The sequence below is a fragment of the Streptomyces sp. NPDC002104 genome (assembly GCF_053593795.1).
Map to the genome: position 1 here is coordinate 16,642 of NZ_JBSFDF010000066.1, position 23,071 is coordinate 39,712.

At 74.2% G+C, this 23,071-nt stretch carries 21 protein-coding genes, 1 pseudogene and 1 riboswitch; of the genes and pseudogenes, 13 read left to right on the forward strand and 9 right to left on the reverse strand.

Annotated elements, in window-relative coordinates:
- Positions 1-138 precede the first annotated feature (138 nt).
- The 4 genes from ACWCP2_RS34330 (at position 139) to ACWCP2_RS34345 (ending at position 4,544) form a co-directional block, all read left to right on the forward strand.
- Positions 139-786 carry a class I SAM-dependent methyltransferase gene (locus tag ACWCP2_RS34330; RefSeq protein WP_450912488.1) on the forward strand — a complete coding sequence of 216 codons (648 nt, stop codon included), beginning with the start codon at positions 139-141 and terminating at the stop codon, positions 784-786.
- A 651-nt stretch (positions 787-1,437) separates the two neighbouring features.
- On the forward strand, positions 1,438-2,466 hold the full coding sequence (locus ACWCP2_RS34335; protein WP_450912489.1) for an N-acetylmuramoyl-L-alanine amidase: 1,029 nt from the start codon (positions 1,438-1,440) through the stop codon (positions 2,464-2,466).
- Between the two features lie 148 nt (positions 2,467-2,614).
- Positions 2,615-3,430 carry a hypothetical protein gene (locus ACWCP2_RS34340; protein ID WP_450912490.1) on the forward strand — a complete coding sequence of 272 codons (816 nt, stop codon included), beginning with the start codon at positions 2,615-2,617 and terminating at the stop codon, positions 3,428-3,430.
- 103 nt (positions 3,431-3,533) lie between these two features.
- Positions 3,534-4,544 carry an LLM class F420-dependent oxidoreductase gene (locus ACWCP2_RS34345; RefSeq protein ID WP_450912491.1) on the forward strand — a complete coding sequence of 337 codons (1,011 nt, stop codon included), beginning with the start codon at positions 3,534-3,536 and terminating at the stop codon, positions 4,542-4,544.
- A 57-nt stretch (positions 4,545-4,601) separates the two neighbouring features.
- Here the strand turns inward: ACWCP2_RS34345 and ACWCP2_RS34350 are convergent, their stop codons facing one another.
- From ACWCP2_RS34350 to ACWCP2_RS34360, 3 genes are all read right to left on the reverse strand, one after another.
- Entirely contained in the window at positions 4,602-5,228 is a 627-nt protein-coding gene (locus ACWCP2_RS34350) for a hypothetical protein (protein ID WP_450912492.1), read from the reverse strand.
- Between the two features lie 74 nt (positions 5,229-5,302).
- Entirely contained in the window at positions 5,303-5,755 is a 453-nt protein-coding gene (locus tag ACWCP2_RS34355) for a hypothetical protein (protein ID WP_450912493.1), read from the reverse strand.
- 80 nt (positions 5,756-5,835) lie between these two features.
- Positions 5,836-6,333 carry a hypothetical protein gene (locus tag ACWCP2_RS34360; protein WP_450912506.1) on the reverse strand — a complete coding sequence of 166 codons (498 nt, stop codon included), beginning with the start codon at positions 6,331-6,333 and terminating at the stop codon, positions 5,836-5,838.
- Between the two features lie 273 nt (positions 6,334-6,606).
- Here ACWCP2_RS34360 and ACWCP2_RS34365 point away from each other — a divergent pair, with 273 nt between their 5' ends.
- Positions 6,607-6,909: a hypothetical protein gene (locus tag ACWCP2_RS34365; protein WP_450912494.1), complete on the forward strand. Its 303-nt coding sequence runs from the start codon at positions 6,607-6,609 to the stop codon at positions 6,907-6,909.
- 226 nt (positions 6,910-7,135) lie between these two features.
- On the forward strand, positions 7,136-7,351 hold the full coding sequence (locus ACWCP2_RS34370; protein ID WP_450912495.1) for a hypothetical protein: 216 nt from the start codon (positions 7,136-7,138) through the stop codon (positions 7,349-7,351).
- An 88-nt stretch (positions 7,352-7,439) separates the two neighbouring features.
- Here the strand turns inward: ACWCP2_RS34370 and ACWCP2_RS34375 are convergent, their stop codons facing one another.
- From ACWCP2_RS34375 to ACWCP2_RS34385, 3 genes are all read right to left on the reverse strand, one after another.
- Positions 7,440-8,528 (reverse strand): prenyltransferase, encoded by a 1,089-nt coding sequence (locus ACWCP2_RS34375; protein WP_450912496.1) that lies wholly within the window; start codon positions 8,526-8,528, stop codon positions 7,440-7,442.
- Positions 8,525-9,289: a class I SAM-dependent methyltransferase gene (locus ACWCP2_RS34380; protein ID WP_450912497.1), complete on the reverse strand. Its 765-nt coding sequence runs from the start codon at positions 9,287-9,289 to the stop codon at positions 8,525-8,527. Before ACWCP2_RS34380 ends, ACWCP2_RS34375 begins: the two co-directional genes overlap by 4 nt.
- A gap of 61 nt (positions 9,290-9,350) precedes the next feature.
- Complete coding sequence (locus ACWCP2_RS34385; RefSeq protein ID WP_450912498.1) at positions 9,351-10,733, reverse strand: glycosyltransferase family 4 protein; 1,383 nt, start codon at positions 10,731-10,733, stop codon at positions 9,351-9,353.
- 272 nt (positions 10,734-11,005) lie between these two features.
- On the opposite strand from ACWCP2_RS34385, the gene ACWCP2_RS34390 reads away from it, so the two are divergent.
- The gene (locus tag ACWCP2_RS34390) at positions 11,006-11,674 is read left to right on the forward strand and encodes a TetR family transcriptional regulator (protein WP_450912499.1); all 669 of its coding nucleotides are present in this window, start codon (positions 11,006-11,008) and stop codon (positions 11,672-11,674) included.
- Positions 11,675-11,709: 35 nt separating this feature from the next.
- On the opposite strand, the gene ACWCP2_RS34395 is transcribed toward ACWCP2_RS34390, so the two are convergent.
- The 3 genes from ACWCP2_RS34395 to ACWCP2_RS34405 all read right to left on the reverse strand — a co-directional run bounded on the left by ACWCP2_RS34395 (position 11,710) and on the right by ACWCP2_RS34405 (position 14,252).
- The gene (locus ACWCP2_RS34395; RefSeq protein WP_450912500.1) at positions 11,710-12,291 is read right to left on the reverse strand and encodes a hypothetical protein; all 582 of its coding nucleotides are present in this window, start codon (positions 12,289-12,291) and stop codon (positions 11,710-11,712) included.
- A gap of 249 nt (positions 12,292-12,540) precedes the next feature.
- The gene (locus tag ACWCP2_RS34400) at positions 12,541-12,774 is read right to left on the reverse strand and encodes a ferredoxin (protein WP_450912501.1); all 234 of its coding nucleotides are present in this window, start codon (positions 12,772-12,774) and stop codon (positions 12,541-12,543) included.
- Complete coding sequence (locus tag ACWCP2_RS34405) at positions 12,774-14,252, reverse strand: aldehyde dehydrogenase (protein WP_450912502.1); 1,479 nt, start codon at positions 14,250-14,252, stop codon at positions 12,774-12,776. Before ACWCP2_RS34405 ends, ACWCP2_RS34400 begins: the two co-directional genes overlap by 1 nt.
- A 201-nt stretch (positions 14,253-14,453) precedes the next feature.
- On the opposite strand from ACWCP2_RS34405, the gene ACWCP2_RS34410 reads away from it, so the two are divergent.
- From ACWCP2_RS34410 to ACWCP2_RS34435, 6 genes and pseudogenes are all read left to right on the forward strand, one after another.
- The gene (locus tag ACWCP2_RS34410; RefSeq protein WP_450912503.1) at positions 14,454-15,518 is read left to right on the forward strand and encodes an MBL fold metallo-hydrolase; all 1,065 of its coding nucleotides are present in this window, start codon (positions 14,454-14,456) and stop codon (positions 15,516-15,518) included.
- A gap of 37 nt (positions 15,519-15,555) precedes the next feature.
- Positions 15,556-15,661: riboswitch (cobalamin riboswitch) on the forward strand.
- A gap of 159 nt (positions 15,662-15,820) precedes the next feature.
- Positions 15,821-17,074: a prenyltransferase/squalene oxidase repeat-containing protein gene (locus ACWCP2_RS34415; protein ID WP_450912504.1), complete on the forward strand. Its 1,254-nt coding sequence runs from the start codon at positions 15,821-15,823 to the stop codon at positions 17,072-17,074.
- A 101-nt stretch (positions 17,075-17,175) separates the two neighbouring features.
- Entirely contained in the window at positions 17,176-17,841 is a 666-nt protein-coding gene (locus tag ACWCP2_RS34420; RefSeq protein WP_450912507.1) for an SCO2322 family protein, read from the forward strand.
- A 332-nt stretch (positions 17,842-18,173) separates the two neighbouring features.
- Entirely contained in the window at positions 18,174-19,313 is a 1,140-nt protein-coding gene (locus ACWCP2_RS34425; RefSeq protein WP_450912508.1) for an energy-coupling factor transporter transmembrane component T, read from the forward strand.
- A gap of 8 nt (positions 19,314-19,321) precedes the next feature.
- Positions 19,322-21,688, forward strand: a pseudogene (locus ACWCP2_RS34430) (ATP-binding cassette domain-containing protein); the annotation flags it as partial.
- 101 nt (positions 21,689-21,789) lie between these two features.
- Positions 21,790-22,656 carry an ECF transporter S component gene (locus tag ACWCP2_RS34435; RefSeq protein ID WP_450912505.1) on the forward strand — a complete coding sequence of 289 codons (867 nt, stop codon included), beginning with the start codon at positions 21,790-21,792 and terminating at the stop codon, positions 22,654-22,656.
- The last annotated feature ends 415 nt before the right edge of the window (positions 22,657-23,071 follow it).

A 23,071-nucleotide genomic window follows, 5' to 3' on the forward strand; every position in this document is an offset into this window, starting at 1 on the left:
GCCCTGACAAGTAAAACTGTCATGCAGCCGGGCATGGCGTCCTACCAGCGAGTAAGGCAGCATGGGCCGCCGACGTGCGCCGATGCGCGTCGGCGTACGCCGCATGCCGCATGCGGCCCACCCCGCAGGAGGAACACCATGGCCAGCCCCAAGCCGGAGACCCTCGCCGCCTTCGAGGCCGCCAAGGGGTTCATGCCCGTAGGGGAAGGGCTCGCCCTGTACGAGGCGGCGGCCGACGCGGCGCGGCTGGGGCTGCCGCTGCTGGAGGTCGGGACCTACTGCGGGCGCTCCACGATCCTGCTCGCCGACGCGGCACGGGAGGCGGGGGTGAGCGCGCTCACCGTGGACCACCACCGGGGCAGCGAGGAGCAGCAGCCCGGCTGGGAGTACCACGACCCGAGCGTCGTGGACCCGGAGATCGGGCTGATGGACACCCTGCCCACCTTCCGCCGGACCCTGCACAAGGCCGGCCTGGAGGACCACGTCATCGCGATCGTCGGCCGTTCCCCGCAGGTCGCCGCGGCGTGGGGCGGCAAGCTCGGCCTGGTCTTCATCGACGGCGGCCACACCGACGAGCACGCCACGGGCGACTACGAGGGGTGGGCCCCGCACGTCGCCGAGGGCGGCACGCTGGTGATCCACGACGTGTTCCCCGACCCGGCCGACGGCGGCCAGGCCCCGTACCGCATCTACCTGCGCGCCCTGGCCTCGGGCGCCTTCGAGGAGGTCTCGGTGACGGACTCCCTCCGCGTGCTCCGGCGCACATCCGGCCCCGCCGCCGCGTAAGGCCCGGCGGCCCGGCGGCAACGGCGCCCCACCCGCACACGCCGACACCCGACACCCCGGGCACGCCAGGCCCCCGGGCCGCGGCAGGCCCCGGCGTGCGCCAGGCTCCGCGGTGTTCGCCAAGCCATCGACGTGCGGCAGCCCCCGGGGCACACCAGCCCCCGGGGCACGAAAGGCCCCCGGCGTGCGGCAGACTCCGCGATGTTCGGCAAGCCATCGGCGTGCGGCAGACCCGCGGGGCACGCCGGCCCCCGAGGCACGGCAGGCCCCCGGCGTGCGCCAGCCTCCGCGGCGTTCGGCGAGCCATCGACGTGCGGCAGACCCGCGGTGCACGCCAGCCCCCGGGGCACGAAAGGCCGCCGGGGCACGCCAGCCCGCCGGGGCACGGCAGGCCCCCGGGCCGCGGCAGACCCGCTGAGCGCGCCAGACCCCCGGCGGGCGGCAGACCCCCGGTGTGCAGGCCCGCAGGGTGCAGGCCCGCAGGGTGCAGGCCCGCAGGGTGCAGGCCCGCAGGGTGCAGGCCCGCAGGGTGCAGGCCCGCGGGGTGCAGGCCCGCGGGGTGCGGCAGGTTCGCGGAGCATATAAGCGCACCGCGCCCTCGGATGGCCCACGGTCCGTACACCCGACCGACCTCCGGTCTAGCATCGCCGGGTGCGCTACGACGAAAGCTCCCCGCCGCTCCCCGAGTCCTCGACGTCCATCAGTCCGGACCGGCCCTGGTACGCCCGCCGGTCGACCCTGGTCGTCGCGGCGGCGGCGATCGCTCCGGCCGCCCTGGCCGGGTGGGTACTGACCGAGGTGCTGAGCGGGGGCGCGAGCGACGACTCGCGGCCGCCCCGGATCGTGATGCCGATCGCGGCGTCGGCGGCACCCTCCGGGGCGGTGCCTTCCGCATCGGCCCCCTCCGGATCGGCTCCGGCCGCGAGCCCGGCCCCCGGCGGGACCGGCGCCGCCCCGAACCCCGCCTCCGCCTCCGCCTCCGCCCCCGCCAAGGGACTCGTCGGCCGTACCGTCGTCATCGACCCCGGCCACAACACGGGCAACTTCAAGCACACCACCGAGATCAACCGCCAGGTGGACATCGGCACCAACCGCAAGGAGTGCGACACCACCGGCACCACCACGAACTCCGGCTACATGGAGGCCGAGTTCAGCATGGACGTGTCCCGGCGGCTGCGCACCGTCCTGGAGGCCAAGGGCCTCAAGGTGGTCCTCACCCACGAGGCCGGCAAGGCCGGCAAGGAGCCCCCCTTCGGCCCCTGCATCGACGAGCGCGCCCGGATCGGCAACGAGGCCGCCGCCGACGCCGTGGTCTCCGTCCACGCGGACGGGGTGTCGGCCGGGAGCCGCGGTTTCCACGTCATCCTCCCCGCCAAGGTGAAGGGCGGCGGCGCCGACACCGCGAAGATCGTCGGACCGTCCCGGCAGCTCGGCGAGCGGATCGCCGGGAACTTCGCCCGGACCACCGGTTCCGCCCCCGCCAACTACCTGGGCAGCGGGACCGGATTGGTCGTCCGCGACGATCTGGGCGGACTGAACCTCTCGACCCGCCCCAAGGTGTTCATCGAATGCGGCAACATGCGTGATGCCAAGGACGCGGCGCAGCTGTCGAGTCCGGAGTGGCGCCAGAAGGCGGCGCAGGGCATCGCGGACGGCATCGTCGGCTTCCTCGGCGGGTAGGGCCACCGGGACCGTCCCCCCGGACGGCCCGCAGCCCCGATCCCTCGGCCGCGGCGAAGCTCCGTACCATGGTGCCGCCCGCCCCCTGCGTCACGGCGGGCACCCACGGCACCACGAGACGACGAGACCGAGAAGGACACCCAAAGACGTGAACATCCGATCCCTCACACGAGGCGACGGCGTGGTGATCGGAGCAGCGGTGCTGCTGTTCATCGCCTCGTTCCTCGATTTCTACTCCGTGACCAACGTCGACACAGAGAGCGCGTGGGACACCGACTCGTACGGCCTGGTGCTGCCGAGCATCTTCCTGATCGCGTTCATCGCCGTCGGCCTGCTCGTCGCCGGGCGCCTGCAGCCCGCCGGACGCCAGCTCCTGGGCCTGCCGTTCCAGGCCTGGGGCACGGTGCTCTCCGTCGCGGCGGCCTGGTCCGCGCTGTGGGGCCTGATCGTCTGCCCGACCGGCAACGACCTCGGCGCCGGCGCCGTCATCGCCTTCCTCGCCACCTTCGCACTGGCCGGAGTGACCCTCTTCGGTGCGAAGATCCCCGCGCTCGCCGGGCAGCTCGTGCCGGACCCGAAGCCCGCGACCACCGCCGTCCCGCCGTACGGCCAGCAGCCGCAGCCGGGCGCCGGGTACGGATACCCGGGCGGCCAGGAGCCGCAGCCGTACGGGGCCGCCCCGCAGCCGGTCCCGCCCTACGGCGGCGGCCACGAGCAGCACCAGACCCCGCAGGACCAGACCCCGCAGCCGGCCCCGGCGGCGGACTTCACGCCGTTCTGGTTCGCCGTTCCGGTGGCCCGCCCGCTCTTCGCCGAGGACGGCAGCCCCGCCCCGATCGCGGAACTCGCGCCCGGCACCTGGTACCTGGCCGTGGAGCAGCGCGGTCCGGCCACCCTGATCGCCCAGACCCAGGACGGCCGCCGCGGCGTCCTGAACGACACCTCGGGCATCCAGCGCGGCTGATCCCGCGCACGTGCCCCCTCGACGGCCCCCCGCCCTTCCGGGCGGGGGGCCGTTGCCCTACAGTCACCTGACGCATCGTCAGATTCGTGGAGGGGACCGTCACATGCGCCTCGGACTCGCACTCGGCTACTGGGGCCGCGGCCCCAACCCGGACCACCTCGACCTCGCCACGGAAGCCGAGAACCTCGGCTACGACTCCGTGTGGACCGCCGAGGCCTGGGGCTCGGACGCCTTCACCCCGCTCACCTGGATCGCCGCGCACACCTCGCGCATCCGCCTGGGCACCGCCATCGCGCAGATGGCGGCCCGCACCCCGACCGCCACCGCCATGCAGGCACTGACCCTGGACCACCTGTCCGGGGGCCGGATGATGCTGGGCCTCGGACTGTCCGGACCGCAGGTGGTCGAAGGCTGGTACGGGCGCCCCTTCCCCTCCAGCCCCCTGACGGCGACCCGGGAGTACGTGGACGTCATCCGCCAGGTGCTGCGCCGCGAGGCCCCGGTCGCCCTGGACGGCCGCTTCCACAGCCACCCGTACCGGGGCGCGGACGGCACCGGCATCGGCAAACCGCTCAAGCCCATCACCCACCCGCTCCGCGCCGACCTGCCGGTCCTGCTCGGCGCGGAGGGCCCGAAGAACATCGCCCAGACCACCCGCATCGCGGACGGCTGGCTCCCCCTGTACTGGTCCCCGACCCGCACGGACGTCTACCAGGCCTCGCTGTCCGAACTCCCCGAGGGGTTCATGATCGCCCCGATGGCCCGCGCGAAGGTCTGCGACGACGTCGCGGAGGGCCTCCTCCCGGTGAAGGCGATGCTGGGCTTCTACATCGGCGGAATGGGCCACGCCGCCCGCAACTTCCACGCCGACCTCATGGGCCGGATGGGCTACGAGGAGGAGGCGCAGCGGATCCAGGAGCTGTTCCTGGCCGGGCGCAAGGAAGAGGCCGTGATGGCCGTCCCGGACGCGTTCGCGGACGAGATCTCCCTGATCGGACCCCGTGAGCGGATCGCCGAACGCCTCGACCTGTGGCGCAAGGGCCCGGTGACCGACCTCCTCCTCACCGCCCCCGACCCCCACACCCTGCGGGTCCTGGCGGAACTGAACGCCTAGGGTCGCCTTGGCCTCCGCCCCGTTCACGCTCCGGCCCGTTCACCCTCGGCCCCCCGCTCACCCTCCGGCCCCCGGCCGCCGCCGGGCCCACGGCCGGCGCGTCCGGGGCGGGGGAACGGCAGCGGACACCGGGGCGGGTACGGGGACGGCGGCCGGAACGGCGTCGTCCTGGAGCACCCCGCGCGCAGCGGCCACGAGGGCCACCACCCGCTCCCAGAACGGTGCGTAGCACTCGTTGAACCGCTGGATCGCGCCCGCGTCGCCCCCGATCATGTCCTCCAGCGCCTCGTAGCTGTCGGACGTCGACCGCCGCAGCCGGTCGGCGGCCGCCGCGACCTCCTGCGGCCCCTCCAGCTCCACGATGCGTACGAGGTGGCGCAGCGAGGCGTACGCATCGCGCAGCCGCAGGCGCAGGTCCCTGAGCGCGTCGACGCGCGCCTGCGGATCCGGTTCGGCGTGGGCGTCGTTGACCTTCCAGTACAGGTCGCCCATCTTCTGTGCCTGCTCGATGACGTCCGCGTAGGCGTTGCGCCGCGCCGTGCGCCGCTGGTCCGCCCGCTGGACGGCCGCGGTCGTCTCGGCCTGGATCCGGGCGGCCCTGGCCGTGCCCCGGCTGGTCACCCAGCTCGCGACGACCGCCGTGCCCCCGGTGAGTACGCCCACCCACAATGTGTTGTCCCCCATGGCGCCCATTCTCGGGTCGGTCCGGGGGTTTGCGAAGGGCGTGGACGACGCGCCCCGCACCGCGGCTACCGCGGCTACCGCGGCCCGGAATCCGGGGTTTCCTCCGGGAGGGGCCCCGGGAGGGAGTCCGGGGCCGTCTGCGGGAGGGCCGCCAGGAGCTCGCGCAGGTCCAGCGGCATCACGGCGATCTCGATGCCCTCGCCGCCCTCGCCGCCTTCTCCGCCGAGCTCGACCGTCACGATCCGCGAGCCCGGGTTGATGGAGATGCCCTCCCTCACGGAGGGCACCCGTACGCCGATGGCCCGGGCGCCGGTCAGGGGTACGGGCTCGCCCCGGCCGGGGACCCAGCGGGCCGCGCCCTGGTCGGCGTACACCCGGCCGCTGCGCCAGCGGCCGGTCCCCGCGGGGCGTCGTGCCATGCCCGGGATCCCGGGCACGGGCCCGCCCGCCTGGCGTCGGCGGTGCTTGCGGCGCATCAGCCAGCCGGTCGCGGCGGCGACGCCGGCGAAGAACACGAACTCGATCACCGGTCCATTCAAACAGGTGGAGCGCGTGCGGAAGCGGGCCGAACCGGGAGGATCCGGTCCGGCCCGCTCACGGGACCGCGTCAGCCGGTCAGCTGGCCGGCGCTCGGGACCTTGTCGGTCACCGGGGCGCCCGCGCTCTTTCCGGCTTCCTTGACGCTGTTGATCACGTTCTCGAAGGCACCGATGTCGGCGTCACCGGCCTGGCCCTTGCGGAGCTTGGAGCCGAGCCCCTTGAGGGAGTCGATGCCGGCCGTCAGCGGGCCCACGGCCTTCGACAGCAGCGGGTCGCCCTTGGCGTTCTCGCTGGCCGCCTTCAGCCGGTTGTAGGCGAAGGCGCCCGCCAGGCCCGCCTTGACCAGGGCGAAGGTGCGGCCCTTGGCGCCCTTCTTGAACTTGCCGGCACGGTAGGGCTTGACGATCCACTGGTAGGTGGCGCCGGCCGCGAGACCCGCGTTGGCGACGAAGCGGGTCTTGGCGAACTTCTGCTTCTCTTCGGGGCTGCTGGGCGAGGGCGTCGCCGCGGCCGCTTCCGCGTCCTCCGCGGAGGCGGCCGCGTCGGCCTCGGCGAACGCGGCCATGGCCACCGAAACCTCGTCGGCCTGACCGGCGGCGGCCTGGTCGCCACCGCCCGAACCGCAGGCGGTGGCACCGCCGAGCAGGGCGCAGGACAGGAGCACCGCCGTGAGGGCGCGGCGGAAGCGGACGGCTGTGGTGGGTAGGGACACGGGTCTCCTCCGGGGACTGAGGGGTCCCCCGCAGCCTCGCCCCGGCCGCCCGACTCCGCCACCCGGGCGGGCCGTTCGGGTCTCCCCCATGGGTTTACGCCGCCCCGGACCGGCCACAAGCGCGGCATGCGCACACACACGCGAACACACACCAGAGGAAGCAGCCAGGCAGGCCGCGCCGTCGCGGTCGTCGCCGACGTCATGGCCTTCATCATCGGCCTGTGGATCCTGCTGTACCTGCTGGACGCCAACCAGGGGAACGCCCTGGTCGAGTTCATCCACGACGCGGCGACCTGGCTCGCCGGCTGGTCGTACGACCTCTTCACCTTCAACCGCGACTGGGTCCAGGTGGTGATCGGCTACGGCATCGCGGCCGTCGCCTACCTGGTCATCGGCCACGCCATCGCGGGCCGGCTGTACCGCCGCTGACCCGCACCGGCCCCTCCGTACCCCTCCGTAACCTCCCCGCCCGGCCCGCGCCGGCCGCCACCGCTCGCCCTCCCGCCCCCCGGAGGGCGAGCGGCCGCATGCCGTCGGCGGCCGTGCACTTCCTTCCGGGATTTCCGGAATTCCGGCGTGCGAGGGCAACCATCCGTGCCGGCGGTGGGTCATACGGGCGAGAGTTGGTCCATTCGACTTCGCCCGGGGGGCTCCTTTGAACCAGAACACGGCCACGGCCACGGCCACGGCCACGGCCACGGAGAGTGCCTCGTCCGCCCGCTCCGCGCCCACCACCGCGCCGGACCGCGTGACGCGCCCGACGGCGGCCCCGGGTGAGCCCCACGGCCTCTTCCCGCCCGGCGTCTTCCGCTTCTCCGTCCCCGCCGGGGGACGTGCACACCACCGCGAGGACTACGCCGCCATCCGCTGACGCCCGCCGCGTCCCCACGCGTGCGGGGCGGGCGAGGCCGGTACGGGGGTCCCGCCGCGCCCGCCCCGCAGGACAGCGTCACACCGGGTCAGCCGCAGCAGTCCGGTTCCAGGCCGGCCGGCAGGGTCACGCCGCCGAAGACCGTGCCGGTGGCCTCGTCGCCGCCCAGGGCGGCCACCGCGAGGAGGAGCGAGCCCGCCGTCCAGGTGGTCTGCTCCACGGGCCAGACCGCCCCGTCGTCGAAGACGTACCCGGTCCAGTACATGCCGTTGTCGGCCCGCAGGTGCCCGATCGAGCGCAGGATCTCCAGGGCCCGGTCCGACTCCCCCGTCGCCCACAGCGCGAGCGCCAGTTCGCAGGACTCCCCGCCGGTCACCCACGGGTTCGGCAGCACGCACCGTACGCCGAGGTCCGGGACGACGAACTCGTCCCAGCGTTCCTCGATGCGGGCCTTCGCCTCCGCGCCGGTCAGCGCCCCGCCGAGGACCGGGTAGTACCAGTCCATGGAGTAGTGGGACTTGTCGAGGAACCGCTCCGGGTGCCTGCGTATCGCGTGCCCGAGGGCGCCCGCGGCCAGTTCCCAGTCGGGCTGCGGATCGCCCCGGTACTCGGCGATGGCCAGCGCGCAGCGCAGCGCCTGGTGGATGGAGGAGGACCCGGTGAGCAGGGCGTCCGTGACGTCCTCGCCGGAGGCTTCGCGCTTCCAGCCGATCTCGCCGCCCGGCTGCTGGAGCCGCAGGACGAACTCGACGGCCGCGTACACGGCGGGCCACATCCGGTCGAGGAAGGCCTCGTCGCCCGTGGACAGGTGGTGGTGCCAGACGCCGACGGCGAGGTACGCGGTGAAGTTGGTCTCCCGGCTCGCGTCCTGCGGCTCGCGGGTGTCGACGCCGTCCTCGCGGTCGGCGTAGGCCGCGTACCAGGAGCCGTCGTCGTTCTGGTGGCGGACCAGCCAGTCGTAGGCCCGCTCGGCGGCCTCGTGTTCGCCGGCCGCGTCGAGGGCCATCGCGGCCTCGGTGTGGTCCCACGGGTCGAGGTGGTGCCCGCGGAACCACGGTATGGCCCCGTCGGCGCGCTGCGCGGCGAGGATCCCGGCGACGGTGGCGGCGGCCTGATCGGCCGTCAGGACGCCGTCCAGGACGAGGTGTTCGGGTGCGGTGCGCCCGGGAGAGCTCACTGCGCGGCGCCCACGGCCTCGGCCGCTGCCGCCGCCGCGCCCACGGGGAGGTGCGGCTTGGTGGCGTAGGCGACGAAGCTCTTGCCGATGACCGGGTTCAGCGCCTGCTCCGCGAGCCGGGTGAGCGCGGGCTTCTTCATGATGTCCCAGACCAGGAGCTTGTGGTACGCCTTGACGGGCAGCGCCTTGTCGTTGTCGACGCCGAAGGCGCACTTGAGCCACCAGTACGGCGAGTGCAGGCCGTGCGCGTGGTGGGTGCCGTACGGCTTGAGGCCCGCGGACTCCATCTTGCCGAGGAGTTCCTCGCCCTTGTAGATGCGGATGTGGCCGCCCTCGACCTCGTGGTAGGCGTCGGAGAGCGCCCAGCAGATCTTCTCGGGGCCGTAGCGCGGCACGGTGATGGCGATGCGCCCGCCGGGCTTCAGGACGCGGACCATCTCGGCGAGGACGCCCTTGTCGTCGGGGATGTGCTCCATCACCTCGGAGATGATGACGACGTCGAAGGACTCGTCGGGGAAGGGCAGCGCGAGGGCGTCACCCTCCATCGCGGTCGCGGTGGCGCCGGCCGGGGCCTCGCCGGCCTCCTTCATCGCCGCGAACCACTTGGCGACCTCGCGGATCTCCTCGCCGTTGCGGTCGAGGGCGACCACCTGGGCGCCGCGCCGGTAGCACTCGAAGGCGTGCCGGCCTGCGCCGCAGCCCAGGTCGAGTACGCGGTCGCCTGCGGCGAGCGGGAACCGGGAGAAATCGACGGTCAGCACGTGGTCCTGCCTTCGCGGTCGCGGGGTGGGGAGGGGAACTGCATCGGACGGAAGGGGGAGGTCACCGGGCGGTACGGGACTTCGCCGCCCGGGACTTCGAGGTGCCGGACTTCGGTGCCGCCGCCGCGGCCCGCTCGATGGCGGCGCGGTAGTGGACGACGGTGCCCTCGGCGGCCTTGGCCCAGGTGAAGCGGGACAGCACCCGCTCGCGGCCGGCGGCGCCGAGCCGGGTGCGCAGTTCGGGGTCGCCCAGCAGCCGGCCCAGCGCGGCGGCCAGCGCGCCCGCGTCGCCGGGCGGCACGGCGAGGCAGCTCTCGCCGTCGGGCCCGGTCACCTCGGGGATCGCGCCGCCGGTGGTGGCCACCAGCGGGGTGCCGGTGGCCATGGCCTCGGCCGCCGGGAGCGAGAAGCCCTCGTACAGGGAGGGCACGCAGGCGATCTGGGCGCTGCGGACGAGGTCGACGAGCTCGGTGTCGGTGATGCCCTTGACGAAGCGGACGGCGTCCTGGAGTCCGTACGTCTCGATCGCGCGGGCCACCGGGCCCTGTTCGGCGCGCTTTCCGACGACGACGAGGTGCGCGCCGGGCTGCTCGGTACGCAGCTTCGCGAGCGCCTCGACGAGGTGCACGAGCCCCTTGAGCGGAACGTCGGCGCTGGAGGTGGTCACGATCCGCCCGGGCACCTCGGCCACGGAGGGATCGGGCGACCAGAGGTCGGTGTCGGCGCCGATGTGCACGACGTGGATGCGCTCGTCCCGGACGCCGAGGTGCTCGGCGATCTCCTTCTGGGAGGAGCCGGAGACGGTGAGCACGGAGGCCAGGCGCCGGGCGACGCGGCCCTGCATGCGGGTGAACCCGTACCAGCGCCGTACGGAGGCCCGCTTCTTGCGGGTCTTGGCGGCGGCCAGGTCCAGCTTGCGGTCGACGGTGATGGGGTGGTGGATGGTGGTGACCAGCGGGGCGCCGAGGTCCGCCAACAGCCCGTAGCCGAGGGTCTGGTTGTCGTGGATGACGTCGAACTCGCCCGCGCGGGCGGCCAGATGCCTGCGCGCCCGCAGCGAGAAGGTCAGCGGCTCGGGAAATCCGCCGGTCCACATGGTGGCGACCTCGACGGCGTCGATCCAGTCGCGGTACTCGTCGCGCTTGGGCGTGCGGAACGGGTCCGGGCTGCGGTAGAGGTCCAGGCTGGGGAGCTCGGTGAGGGTGGCGCCGGCGCCGGTGAGGGCGTCGGTGTCGAGCACCGGGTAGGGCTGCGCGCCGATGACCTCGACGGAGTGCCCCAGCTTCACGAGCTCGCGCGCGAGGTGGCGGACGTAGACGCCCTGCCCACCGCAGAACGGGTTCCCCTTATAGGTGAGGAGTGCGATCCGCAACGGTCGGCCGCCTTCGGCGGCGGGACCCGCCGACGGGCTCGTAGGGCTCGTCACCATGGCCTCTACGGTCACTCTCGGCCCCCTTCTCCCTGCACTTTCGCCGGAGCGTAACCGCTCGGATAATGTAGAACAAGTTTCAGACTTGATCCGCTGAAGAGCATTGAATCTACCGGCCGGAAACCACACCGTAAGAGGGGTGGCAGGTGATTCGCGCCACGGATCGGGCGCCTGCCATGCTGGGGCGCGCGACGGCCCGGGGCAGCATGCGATGGCGCCCCGGCGCGGACGTGAACACCTTGGAACTGGAACGGGAACTCGAACGCCTTGGAACCGGAACGGGACAGATGACAGCGGAAGCGAAGGCCGTGACCCCAGCCGTCACCACACCGGCGTCCCCGCCCCTGACGGAGCGCCAGGAGGCACGCCGAAGGCGGATCCTGCACGCCAGCGCCCAGTTGGCGAGCCGGGGCGGCTTCGACGCGGTGCAGATGCGGGAGGTGGCGGAGTCCTCCAGCGTGGCCCTGGGCACCCTCTACCGGTACTTCCCGTCCAAGGTGCACCTGCTGGTCGCGACCATGCAGGACCAGCTCCAGCACATGCACGGAACGCTGCGCAAGCGCCCGCCGGCCGGGGACGAGCCCGCGGCCCGGGTCGCGGAGACCCTGATGCGCGCCTTCCGCGCGCTCCAGCGGGAGCCGCACCTGGCGGACGCGATGGTCCGCGCCCTCACCTTCGCGGACCGCAGCGTGAGCCCGGAGGTGGACACGGTGTCCCGCCTCACGACGGCGATCATCCTGGATGCGATGGGCCTGGACGCCCCGCCGACGGCGGAACAGCTGTCGGCGGTCCGGGTGATCGAGCACACCTGGCACTCGGCCCTGATCACCTGGCTCTCGGGCCGCGCGTCGATCGCCCAGGTGAAGATCGACATCGAAACGGTCTGCCGCCTGATCGACCTCACGGCGCCCGAGCCCGCGGCGACACCGCCTCGGACACCTCCGAAAAAGTCCTGATCTGACTGTTGGGTCGGGAGCCGGCCGGCCTGACGTCAGAACGGTGTCAGCTCCGACGCCTTCGCATCGCAGGACGGGGTGCGATGGGACGCGACCAGGCCGAAGTGCGCCGGACCGCTGGGCATCTCGTTGAAGACCGTGAGGCGCCAGCGCCCCCTGGACAGCGAGACCACCGGGACCGGGTCGTCCCCGGTGCCCGTGATGTTCCACCCCCGGTCGACCAGCACTCCCGCGACCTCGACCACCGTGCCGCGGGTGACCGCTTCGTAGCTGCTCCACGCGGCCACGCAGTCGCCCGGGACCTCGACGACCCTGCCGTCCTCGGCGAGGTCGGCAGGGAGGCGGACGGCGGACGCCACAGCCGCGTAGTCCGCCAGCACCATCACCCGCGTCGGGTCCGGTTCGGGTTTTTCCGACTCCCCGTAGGCCATCAGATGCCCCGGGAACACCTGGCTTCCCACGATCAGAGCTCCCACCCCAGCGGCAGCGACGGCGCCCCACTTGAGCCGGCCGTGCCCGTGGGCCTTCTCCGTGTCGCCCGGTTCGATCCATGCCCAGCCTGCCGGTTCGACCGGTTCGCGGTCCGCGGCGACCTCGTCGGGCTCGCCCACGCTCATCCCCCACCCCCATCCGCCCTGCGCGCCATGCGCCACCGCCGGACGAGGCCCGGCCCCTGACGGTCGCCGCAGTGTCACACGTTCGGCACGTGAGAGAGGGCGCAATCACGCCTCTGCTCCTGGGTCCGCGCCCAGCGGTGCCGCACCGGCAGCGGGCCCGGGGCCGGCCTGCGGCCCCGGGCAATGTGACACCCGGGGCCGGCGGCCGGGGCCCGGGCTCACACCGCGCCCCGGCCCCCCGTCAGCCCCCTACTCCTCCGGCGGGAACACCGCCTCGCCGGTGCCCAGCAGGGTGATGGCGATCGCTTCGACCGGGCAGCCCTCGGCCGCCGCGAGCACGGGCTCGCTCGCGTCCGTTTCCGCCGCCCGCGGATGCGACTGCCGCGCCGAGTCGAGGGCGAAGCCCTCAGGGGCGTGGTTCACGCACATGCCCGAGCCGATGCAGACCCCCCGGTCCACCTCGACGTGCCACCGGTCCCCCATCACGCACCGGCCGCGGGGGGTACGTAGCCCGCCGGGAGGTGGATCATCTTGTGCTCCAGGTACTCGCCCAGCCCCTCCGGGCCGAACTCCCGCCCGACGCCGCTGTTCTTGTAGCCGCCGAACGGCCCGAGCATGTCCAGGCTGAAGGTGTTCACGTTGAAGGTGCCGGTCCGCACCTGCCGCGCGAAGTCGATGCCGTGCTCCACGTCGCCGGTCCAGACGCTGCCGCTGAGCCCGAACTCCGAGTCGTTGGCGACCCGTACCGCCTCCGCCTCGTCCCCGTAGGGGATCAGGCAGACGACCGGGCCGAAGATCTCCTCGCGGGCGATCCGCATCGAGTTGTCGACGTCCCCGAAGAGGGTCGGCTCCACGTACCAGCCCTGGTCCAGGTCGGAGGCCGCCGGACGGCCGCCGCCGGACAGGACCTTGGCGCCCTCCTCCTGGCCGATCCGGATGTAGTCGAGCGAGCGCTGCTGCTGGCGCCTGGCCACCAGGGGGCCGAGCTGCGTCGCGGGGTCCATCGGGTCGCCGACGACCAGCGCCGAGGCCGCGGCGGCGAGCGCCTCGGCGATCTCCTCGTAGCGGCTGCGCGGGGCGAGGACCCGGGTCTGGGCCACGCACGCCTGGCCGTTGTTCATCCAGGCCGCCGGGACGATGCCGGCGATGGTGGTGTCGAGGTCGGCATCCGGGAGGATGACGGCCGCGGACTTGCCGCCGAGTTCGAGGGTCACGCGGGTGAGGTTCTTCGAGGCGACCTCCATGACCCGCCGGCCGGCGGGCACGGAGCCGGTGAAGGCGACCTTGTCCACGTCCGGGTGGCCGACGAGGTACTCGCTGACCTCGCGGTCGGCGGGCAGGATCGACAGCACGCCCTCGGGCAGCCCGGCCTCGCGGGCGATGTCGGCGAGGATGTAGGAGTCGAGGACCGCCTCCGGGGACGGTTTGAGGATCACCGTGCAGCCGGTGAGCAGCGCGGGCGCCAGCTTGGCGGCGGCCACGAACTGCGGGACGTTCCACGGGATGACGGCGGCGACGACGCCGACGGCCTCGCGGCGGACGAGGATCGGCCCGAGGGCGCCCTGGCGGTACTCCTCGTAGGGGTAGTCGCGGGCCACGGTGATCGCGGCGTCGTAGACCATCATCGGGCCGAGGGCCTGGGCGAGGATGCTCCAGGAGTACGGGGATCCGTTCTGGGAGCTGATCGAGCGGGCGATCTCCTCGTGCCGGACGGCTATGGCGTCCTTGATCCGGGTCACGACCGCGATGCGTTCCTCGAGCGTGGTGCGCGGCCAGGGGCCCTCGTCGAAGGCCTTGCGGGCCACGGCGACGGCCCGGTCGACGTCCGCCTTCGAGGCGTGCGGGACGCTGCCGATGACCTGCCCGGTGTGGGGCGAGACGACCTTGATCGTGTCGGAGCCCAGCGGATCCGTCCACTCACCGCCGATGAACAGTTTTCCGTGTTCCACGAGCTCGGTCATGGCTGATGCCTCCTGCGGCTTGGCGTTCCAGAACTGATACCAGTTCTAGTTCTAGGAGTCCACGGCCCTGACCGAACCGCCCGTGCATCGGTTCACCGGGCGCCCCGAAGATCCAACGACTAGTCAGGCGCCCGTAAAAATGGTCGACTTGGGCGACTATTGCAACATGTTCCTGTTGGAGCCGTAAGAGCGGAGCCCCTCATGGCAGAGGACACCCCGGACGTGGCACCTCACGTCACCGATCACGGCGGCGGCGTGTGGGGCATCAAGGTCCCCATCCCCGACAATCCGCTCGGCCACACCCTCGTCCACGTCCTCGACACCGATCGCGGCCCGGTCCTCATCGACACCGGCTGGGACGACCCCGAGTCCTGGGACACCCTGGTCGCCGGACTCGGCGCCCTCTCCATCGCCATCGCCGACGTGCACGGCGTGGTCATCACCCACCACCACCCCGACCACCACGGCCTGTCCGGCCAGGTCCGCGAGGCCTCCGGCGCCTGGATCGCCATGCACGCCGCCGACACCGAGGTCGTCGTACGGACCCGCGCCTCCGAACCGGGCGTCTGGTTCGACTACATGACCGAGAAGCTGACCACCGCCGGAGCCCCCGAGGAGCACGTCGCCCCGCTGCGCGCCGCCCGCGCGAGCGGCCGCATGCGCACCCTGCCCGGGCTGCACGCCGCCGTCCCCGACCGGGAGATCGTGCCCGCCGAGCTGCTGCCGCTGGCCGGCCGCCGCCTGCGGGCGGTCTGGACCCCCGGGCACACCCCCGGGCACGTCTGCCTGCACCTGGAGGAGAAGCATCCGGGGAACCTGCCCGGCAACGGCCGCCTCTTCTCCGGGGACCACCTGCTGCCCGGGATCTCCCCGCACATCGGCCTCTACGAGGACCCCTCCTCCGAGCAGGTCACCGACCCCCTCGGCGACTACCTCGACTCCCTCGAACGCATCGGCCGCCTCCAGCCCGCCGAGGTGCTCCCGGCCCACCAGCACGCCTTCACCGACGCCCCGGCCCGCGTACGGGAACTCCTGGAGCACCACGAGGAGCGGCTGACCGGGCTGCGCGAACTGCTCGCCGCCGAGCCGCTGACCCCGTGGGAGCTGGCCGTGCGGATGGAGTGGAACCGGCCCTGGGAGCAGATCCCGTACGGCTCCCGCAACATCGCCGTCTCCGAAGCGGAGGCCCACCTGCGGCGACTGGTGAAACAGGGCCGCGCGGAGGCGGTGCCGGGCAGCGACCCCGTGACGTACCGCGCCGTGTAAGGGGCGGGGGTGGGCGGCGCCACCCGGCCCCGGGGCTACGGGCCGGTAGAGTATGGGCGTCGTCCACACTTCCGTACGGGGGGAAGCCGGTGCGAATCCGGCGCTGACCCGCAACCGTGACCCGCCCCGGCAGCACCGGGGACGGGGAGCCGGATTGCCCCGTACCGGAGGTGCGCGGCTCGCGCCGCCGGGTCCTCCGGCGGCCGGCACCGTCGAGGTAAACGGAGCCGGAGCCCGGTACCAGCCTCCACCGCTGTGCTGCCTGCCTCCGGGTCCCCAGCACGAGAGGCACCCGCCCCGCCATGAACGTCCGCCGCAGCGCCGCCACGCTCGCCGCTTCCGCCGTGCTCTGCGTGGGCGCGGCCCCCGTGGCCCTCGCCGATGTCGCCACGCCGTCCCCGGCACCCGTCATCCCCTCGGGGCTGTTCGGCAAGAACGATCCGACGTACGACGGGGTGTGGCGGCAGTCGTTCGCGCTGCTCGCCCAGCACGCGGTCGGCGAGAAGCCCGCGCAGCAGGCCGTGGACTGGCTCGTCGGCCAGCAGTGCGCCGACGGCGGCTTCGCCTCCTTCCGCGCGGACACCGCGGCCGCGTGCGACGCGAAGACGATGCTCGACACGAACGCCACCGCGGTGGCCGTACAGGCGCTGAAGGCGCTCGGCGGCCAGGACGCGGCGGTGAAGAAGGGCACGGACTGGCTGAAGTCCGTGCAGAACGCGGACGGCGGCTGGGCCTACGTCCCCGGCTCCCCGAGCGAGGCCAGTTCCTCCGCCGTGGTGATCAGCGCGCTGGCCGCGGCGGGCGAGAAGCCGGCCGAGGTCACGTCGAAGGCCGGCAAGTCCGCGTACGAGGGGCTGCTCGCCTTCCAGCTCGGCTGCGCCGCCGAGCCCGCCGCCGACCGGGGCGCCTTCGCCTACCAGGCGACGGCCGACGGCAAGCTCCCCGCCAACGCCGACGCGACGGCCGCCGCGGTACTGGCCGCCCTGGGCAAGGGCGCGCTCGTCCCCGCTCCCTCCACGGACACCCCCGCGGCCGCGCTCGCCTGCCCGGCGACCGCCGGTGACCCGGCGGCGGCGGCCCAGGGCGCGGCCGGATACCTGGCCCAGGCCCTGAAGAAGGACGGTCACCTCACCGCCCTCACCCCGGGCGCCGACCAGCCGACCCCGGACACCGGCAACACCGCCGACGCGGTGATCGCCCTGGCCGCGGCCGGGCACAAGCAGTCCGCGGCGACCGCCCTGGAGTGGCTGAAGTCCAACTCCGCCGCCTGGTCCAAGGGCAACCCGGCGGGCCTCGGCACCCTGATCCTGGCCGCGCACGCGACGGGCACCGACCCGAAGGCCTTCGGCGGCACCGACCTGGTCGCGGCACTGAACGCGACGGGCCCGGCCCCGCAGAACGCGTCCGCGAAGGCATCGGACCAGGCAGCGGACAAGAAGGACAAGGAGAAGGACTCCGGCGGCAAGAACGTCTGGTGGATGATCCTCGCGGGCGCCGCGGCCGGCATGGGCATCGGCATCGTGCTCAGCGGCCGCCGGAAGAAGAACCAGCTCTGATGCGCGGACGCCGCCCGTCGCAGCCGCCCGCCGCCACCGGCACGGTCCGGCCCCTGACCCGGCCCCTGACCCGGCCCCTGCCCCTGCCCCTGCCCCTGGCCATGACCCTGACCCGGGTCATGACCCTGGCCGTGGCCGTGGCCATGACCGTGCTGGCCGCGTCCCCCGCCCTGGCCTCGACCTACCGCTACTGGTCGTTCTGGGACGGGGCCGGCGGCACCTGGGCGTACGCCACCCAGGGCCCCTCGTCGGCGCGGCCGGCGGACGGCTCCGTGCAGGGCTTCCACTTCGTGGTGAGCAAGGACGCGGCCGACCAGGCCGCCCCGCCGCGCACGGCTCCCGACTTCGCGGCCATCTGCTCGGCCACCGCCCCGGTGACGGGCAAGAAGCGCATCGCGCTGGTCGTGGACTTCGGCACGCCCGCCGAGGCCCAGGCCGGCGAGACCCCGCCCCAGGACGCCCCGCGCACGGCGTGCGCACAGGTCGGCCCGGACGCCACGACGGCCGAGGCGCTGGCGGAGGTGGCGAAGCCGCTGCGCTACAACAGCGCGGCACTGCTCTGCGCGATCTCCGGCTACCCGAAGCAGGGCTGCGGCGAACCCGTCGCGGACACGGGGACGGCGACCACCCCGGGCAAGCCGACCGCCGACTCCGCCTCCGGCTCCGAAGGCGGCGGCCCGTCGGCGGGCCTCTTCGCGGGCATCGCGGCCGTGGCCGTACTCGGCGCAGCCGCCTTCTGGCAGTCCCGCCGCCGCCGCACCCGATGAATCCCGTCCCTCCGGAGAACGGCCCCGCCACCCCGGCGAGGGCCGAGGCCGAGCTGTCGGCCGCCGGGCCGGGGGCTCCCGGTCACGGCGGGCCGGTCGCCGACGGCGGGCAACCACCCACCAGGGCCACCCGCACCCGCCCCACCACCCGCACGGCTGGCGGGGCGGGTGGGAACCCCGCCCGGCCGCAGGCCGGGCGCACCCACGACGGCGCCGCGCGCACGCCCCGCACCCCCCGCACTCACGGCGCCGGCCGCACCCACGGCCCCGCGGCCGACGTCCCCACCCCGGCCGGGCCGCACGCCCCCGCCGGGGCAACCGGGAGCCCGCGGGTGCCGACGTACAAAAAATGGCACGCCCCCGAGGCCACGCGTGGCAACGCCCTGCACGCGGGTGCCTGGTGGCTGTGGGCCCTCGGGCTCGCCACCGCCGCCTCCCGCACCACCAACCCCCTCCTCCTCGGCCTGATCGTCGGCGTCGCCGGCTACGTGGTCGCGGCCCGCCGCACCGACGCGCCCTGGGCGCGTTCCTACGGGGCGTTCGTCAAGCTCGGCCTCTTCGTCATCGCCCTGCGCCTCCTCTTCTCCCTGCTCCTCGGCTCCCCCATCCCCGGCGCGCACACCCTCTTCACCCTCCCCGAAGTCCCGCTGCCGGCCTGGGCGCAGGGCATCCGGCTCGGCGGCCGGGTCACCGCCGAACAGCTGGTCTTCGCCTTCTACGACGGCGCGAAGCTGGCCACGCTCCTCATCTGCGTCGGCGCCGCCAACGCCCTCGCGAACCCGGCGCGGCTGCTGAAGTCGCTGCCCGCGGCCCTGTACGAGGTCGGGGTCGCCGTGGTCGTCGCGATGACCTTCGCGCCGAACATGGTCGCGGACGTGGTCCGCCTCCGTACGGCCCGTCGGCTGCGCGGCCGCCCCACGGGCGGGATCAAGGCGATCCTCCAGATCGGCCTGCCGGTCCTGGAGGGCGCGCTGGAACGCTCGGTGGCCATCGCCGCCTCCATGGACGCCCGCGGCTACGGCCGCACGGCGCGCGTTCCGGCCGCCGTCCGCCACACCACCAACGTGCTCACGCTCGGCGGCCTGCTCGGCATCTGCGCGGGGACGTACGGGCTGCTGGCGGCGGAGGGCGCCGAGTACGGCCTGGCCCTGCTCCTCCTCTCCCTCGCCCTGGCCCTCGCCGGGCTGCGCCTGGGCGGACGCCGGTCGATCCGGACCCGCTACCGGCCGGACCGGTGGGGCGTACGGGCCTGGCTGGTCGCCGCCTCGGGCGCGGCGGTCGCGGCGCTCCTGATCCGCGCCGCGTCGGTGGACCCGGAGGCCCTGCGCCCCGGCGTGGTCCCCCTCGTCGTCCCCACCCTCCCCCTCTGGCCGGCGGCGGCGATCCTGCTCGGCCTCCTCCCGGCCCTGGTGGCCCCCCAACCACCCACCCCGCCCACACCCACCCCACTCACCCCACCGAAGGAGGCGTGAACGTCCCCATGATCCACTTCGAAGACGTGTCGGTGACGTACGAGGGTGCGGCCGCCCCCTCCCTCGCGCACGCCGACTTCACGCTCCCGGAAGGCGAGCTGACCCTCCTGGTCGGCCCCTCCGGCGTCGGCAAGTCCACCCTCCTCGGAGCGGTCTCGGGCCTGGTCCCGCACTTCACCGGCGGCACCCTCAAGGGCCGGGTCACGGTGGCCGGCCGGGACACCCGCACGCACAAGCCGCGGGAGCTCGCGGACGTGGTCGGCACGGTCGGCCAGGACCCGCTGGCCCACTTCGTGACGGACGTGGTCGAGGACGAGCTCGCCTACGGCATGGAATCCCTGGGCCTGCCCCCCTCCGTGATGCGCCGCCGCGTCGAGGAGACCCTCGACCTCCTGGGCCTGAACGACCTCCGCGACCGCCCCATCGCCACCCTCTCGGGCGGCCAGCAGCAGCGGGTGGCGATCGGTTCGGTCCTGACCCCGCATCCCCGCGTCCTGGTCCTGGACGAGCCGACGTCGGCCCTCGACCCGGCGGCGGCGGAGGAAGTCCTGGCCGTCCTGCAACGCCTGGTCCACGACCTGGGCACGACCGTCCTGATGGCGGAACACCGCCTGGAGCGGGTGGTCCAGTACGCCGACCGGGTCCTGCTCCTCCCCTCCCCGGGCGCACCCCCGGTCCTGGGCACCCCCTCGGCCATCATGGCCGTCTCCCCGGTCCACCCCCCGGTGGTGGCCCTGGGCCGCCTGGCGGGCTGGTCCCCCCTCCCCCTCTCCATCCGAGACGCCCGCCGCCAGTCCACCCCCCTCCACACCCGCCTGACCACACCCCCACGTCCCGTGGCCGGGGCCGGGGCCGGGTCCGGGGCCGAGACCGGTGCCGGGGCCGGGGCGGAGCCCCTGGCTGAGGCCGGCACGGCCCCCCGTCCCGGGTCCGGGGCGCAGCCCGGAGCGGGAGCCGAGGCCGGTGCCGGGGCGGAGCCCCAGGCTGCCGGTACCGATGCCGGGGCGCAGCCCCCGGCGGGGTCCGCAGCGGAGCCCGGGGCCGGGGCGCAGCCCCCGGCGGGGTCCGGGGCGGAGCCCCTGGCTAAGGCCGGCACGGCCCCCCGTACCGGTACCGGGGCGCAGCTCCCGGCGGGGCCCAAGGCGCACCCCGGAGCGGGAGCCGAGGCCGGTCCCGGGTCCGGGGCGCAGCCCCCGGTGGCCCTCGCAGCGGAGCCCGGAGCGGTCACCGAGGCCGGTGCCGGTGCCGGGGCGCAGCCCCCGGCGGGGTCTGGGGCGAAGCCCCCGGCTGAGGCTGGCACGGCCCCTCGTACCGATGCCGGAGCGCAGCTCCCGGCGGGGCCCGAGGCGCACCCCGGAGCGGGAGCCGAGGCCGGTGCCGGGGCGCACCCCGGAGCGGGAGCCGAGGCCGGTGCCGGGGCGCAGCCCCCGGCGGGGTCCGGGGCGGAGCCCCGCAAGGGGTCCGGGGCGGAGCCCCGGGGAACGGGCGAAGGGTGGGTAGGGGACGGCCGCTCGCAGGGCCCCCGCCGAGGCCTGCTCGGCCGCCTGCTCCGCCGCGGCCGCCCGACACCCCCCGGCACCACCCCACCCCCCGGCCGGGCCCCCACCACCCCCCAGCCCCCGCCGGCCACCGCCCACCGCGTCTCCCTCCGCCGCGGCCGCGCCGAAGTCCTCCGCGACATCAACCTCTCGGTCGCGCGGGGCGAGACCATCGCCCTCATGGGCCGCAACGGCGCCGGAAAGTCCACCCTCCTCGCCACCCTCATCGGCACCCTGGAGCCCACCACCGGCCAGGTCACGGTCAGCGGCCGCACCCCCCACCGCACGCCGCCCGCCGAGATGGTGACCCGCGTCGGCCTCGTCCCCCAGGAGCCCCGCGACCTCCTCTACGCCGACACCGTCGCGGCCGAGTGCACCGCCGCCGACCACGACGCCGGCCAGCCGCCCGGTACCTGCCGGGCCCTGGTGGCCGCGCTGCTCCCCGACGTCCCCGACGACACCCACCCCCGCGACCTGTCCGAGGGCCAGCGCCTGGCCCTCGCCCTGGCGCTGGTCCTGACCGGCCGCCCGGCCCTGCTGCTCCTCGACGAGCCGACCCGCGGGCTGGACTACGCCGCCAAGGCCCGCCTCGTGGAGATCCTGCGCGGGCTCGCCGCCGACGGCCACGCCATCGTCCTGGCCACCCACGACGTGGAGCTCGCCGCCGAGCTGGCCCACCGCGTGGTGATCCTGGCCGGCGGCGAGATCGTCGCGGACGGCCCGACCGCCGAGGTCGTGGTCTCCTCCCCCGCCTTCGCCCCGCAGGTGGCCAAGATCCTGGCCCCGGGCCACTGGCTCACGGTCTCCCAGGTCGAGGCGGCCCTCGCGGCCCGGGCCGGGGCCGGGGCCGACACCAGCACCAGCACCAGCACCAAGACCGAGTCCCAGGCCGAGCCCCAGGCCGAGACCCGGGCCGTGACCGAGACCGGGGCCGCCGAATGACCACCCCCCGAACCCGCCCCCTCCGCATCGGCCCCCGCGCCGCCACCGCCCTGGTCCTCGTCACCCTCATCGGCATCGCCGCCTTCGGCTGGCCCCTCCTCGCCGACCGCCAGTCCGGCTTCGCCCACTCCCATGACGCCCCCTGGCTGTTCGCCGCCCTGCTCCCCCTCCTCGTCGGCGTGGTCGTCGCGACCATCGCGGACGACGGCATGGACGCCAAGGCCGTCGCCATGCTCGGCGTACTGGCCGCGGTCGGCGCCGCCCTGCGCCCCCTCGGCGCGGGCACGGCCGGCCTGGAGCCGATGTTCTTCCTGCTGGTGCTGAGCGGCCGCGTCCTCGGCCCGGGCTTCGGTTTCGTCCTGGGCGGGGTCACGATGTTCGCGTCGGCCCTGCTCACAGGGGGTGTCGGGCCGTGGATGCCGTTCCAGATGCTGGCCATGGGCTGGTTCGCGCTGGGCGCCGGACTGCTGCCGGGTCCGGACCGGATCCGAGGGCGCGCCGAGCTGGCGATGCTCGCGCTGTACGGGTTCCTCGGCGCGTTCGCGTACGGCACGATCATGAACCTGCAGGGCTGGATCATCATCCAGGGCATGGGCCCGGGGATCTCCTTCCACCCCGGGGACCCGCTCCCGGCGAACCTCGCGCGCTTCCTCGCGTACTGCCTGGCGACCTCGCTGGGCTGGGACCTGGGCCGGGCCGCGCTGACCGTCGTACTGACCCTCACCCTTGGAGCGACCCTGCTGAAGGCATTGCGGCGCGCGACGCGGAAAGCGGCGTTCGACGCACCCGTGACCTTCGATCCAGGGGGCGTGAACGCTCCGAAACCTTCCCCCGAAAGGGATACGAGCGGCCACGCAGGGTGAGTTCCGGGCCCCTGGCCGGTGACCCGCCCCACAGGACCTAGGTCACATACGAGGCGGGATAGTAGTCCTTAAACGTCCCTTACCCACCCCCGCACACCACCCCCCACCTGCGAGGACACCCACCCGCCCCCTCGGGGGTCGTTGCGCCCCGGCTGCGAGGACCACTAGTAAGAGGGGTCGTTGCCAGGCGGGCTCCACCCCCGTAGAACTGGATGAGTCGCAAGGCAGACGGAGACCCCCCGGGTTCACCCCCGAGACCTCCCGCCCGCCGACGATCCCCTCTCCTTCACGTGAGTGGCTCACGCACGCTTCCGGTGCGCATGCGACCGTCCCTGTCCCCGTTGAAAGGTCCGTCCGTGTCCAACGCCGTCATCCGCCGCATCGCCGCTTCGAAGAAGACCCTCGCGGGTACCGT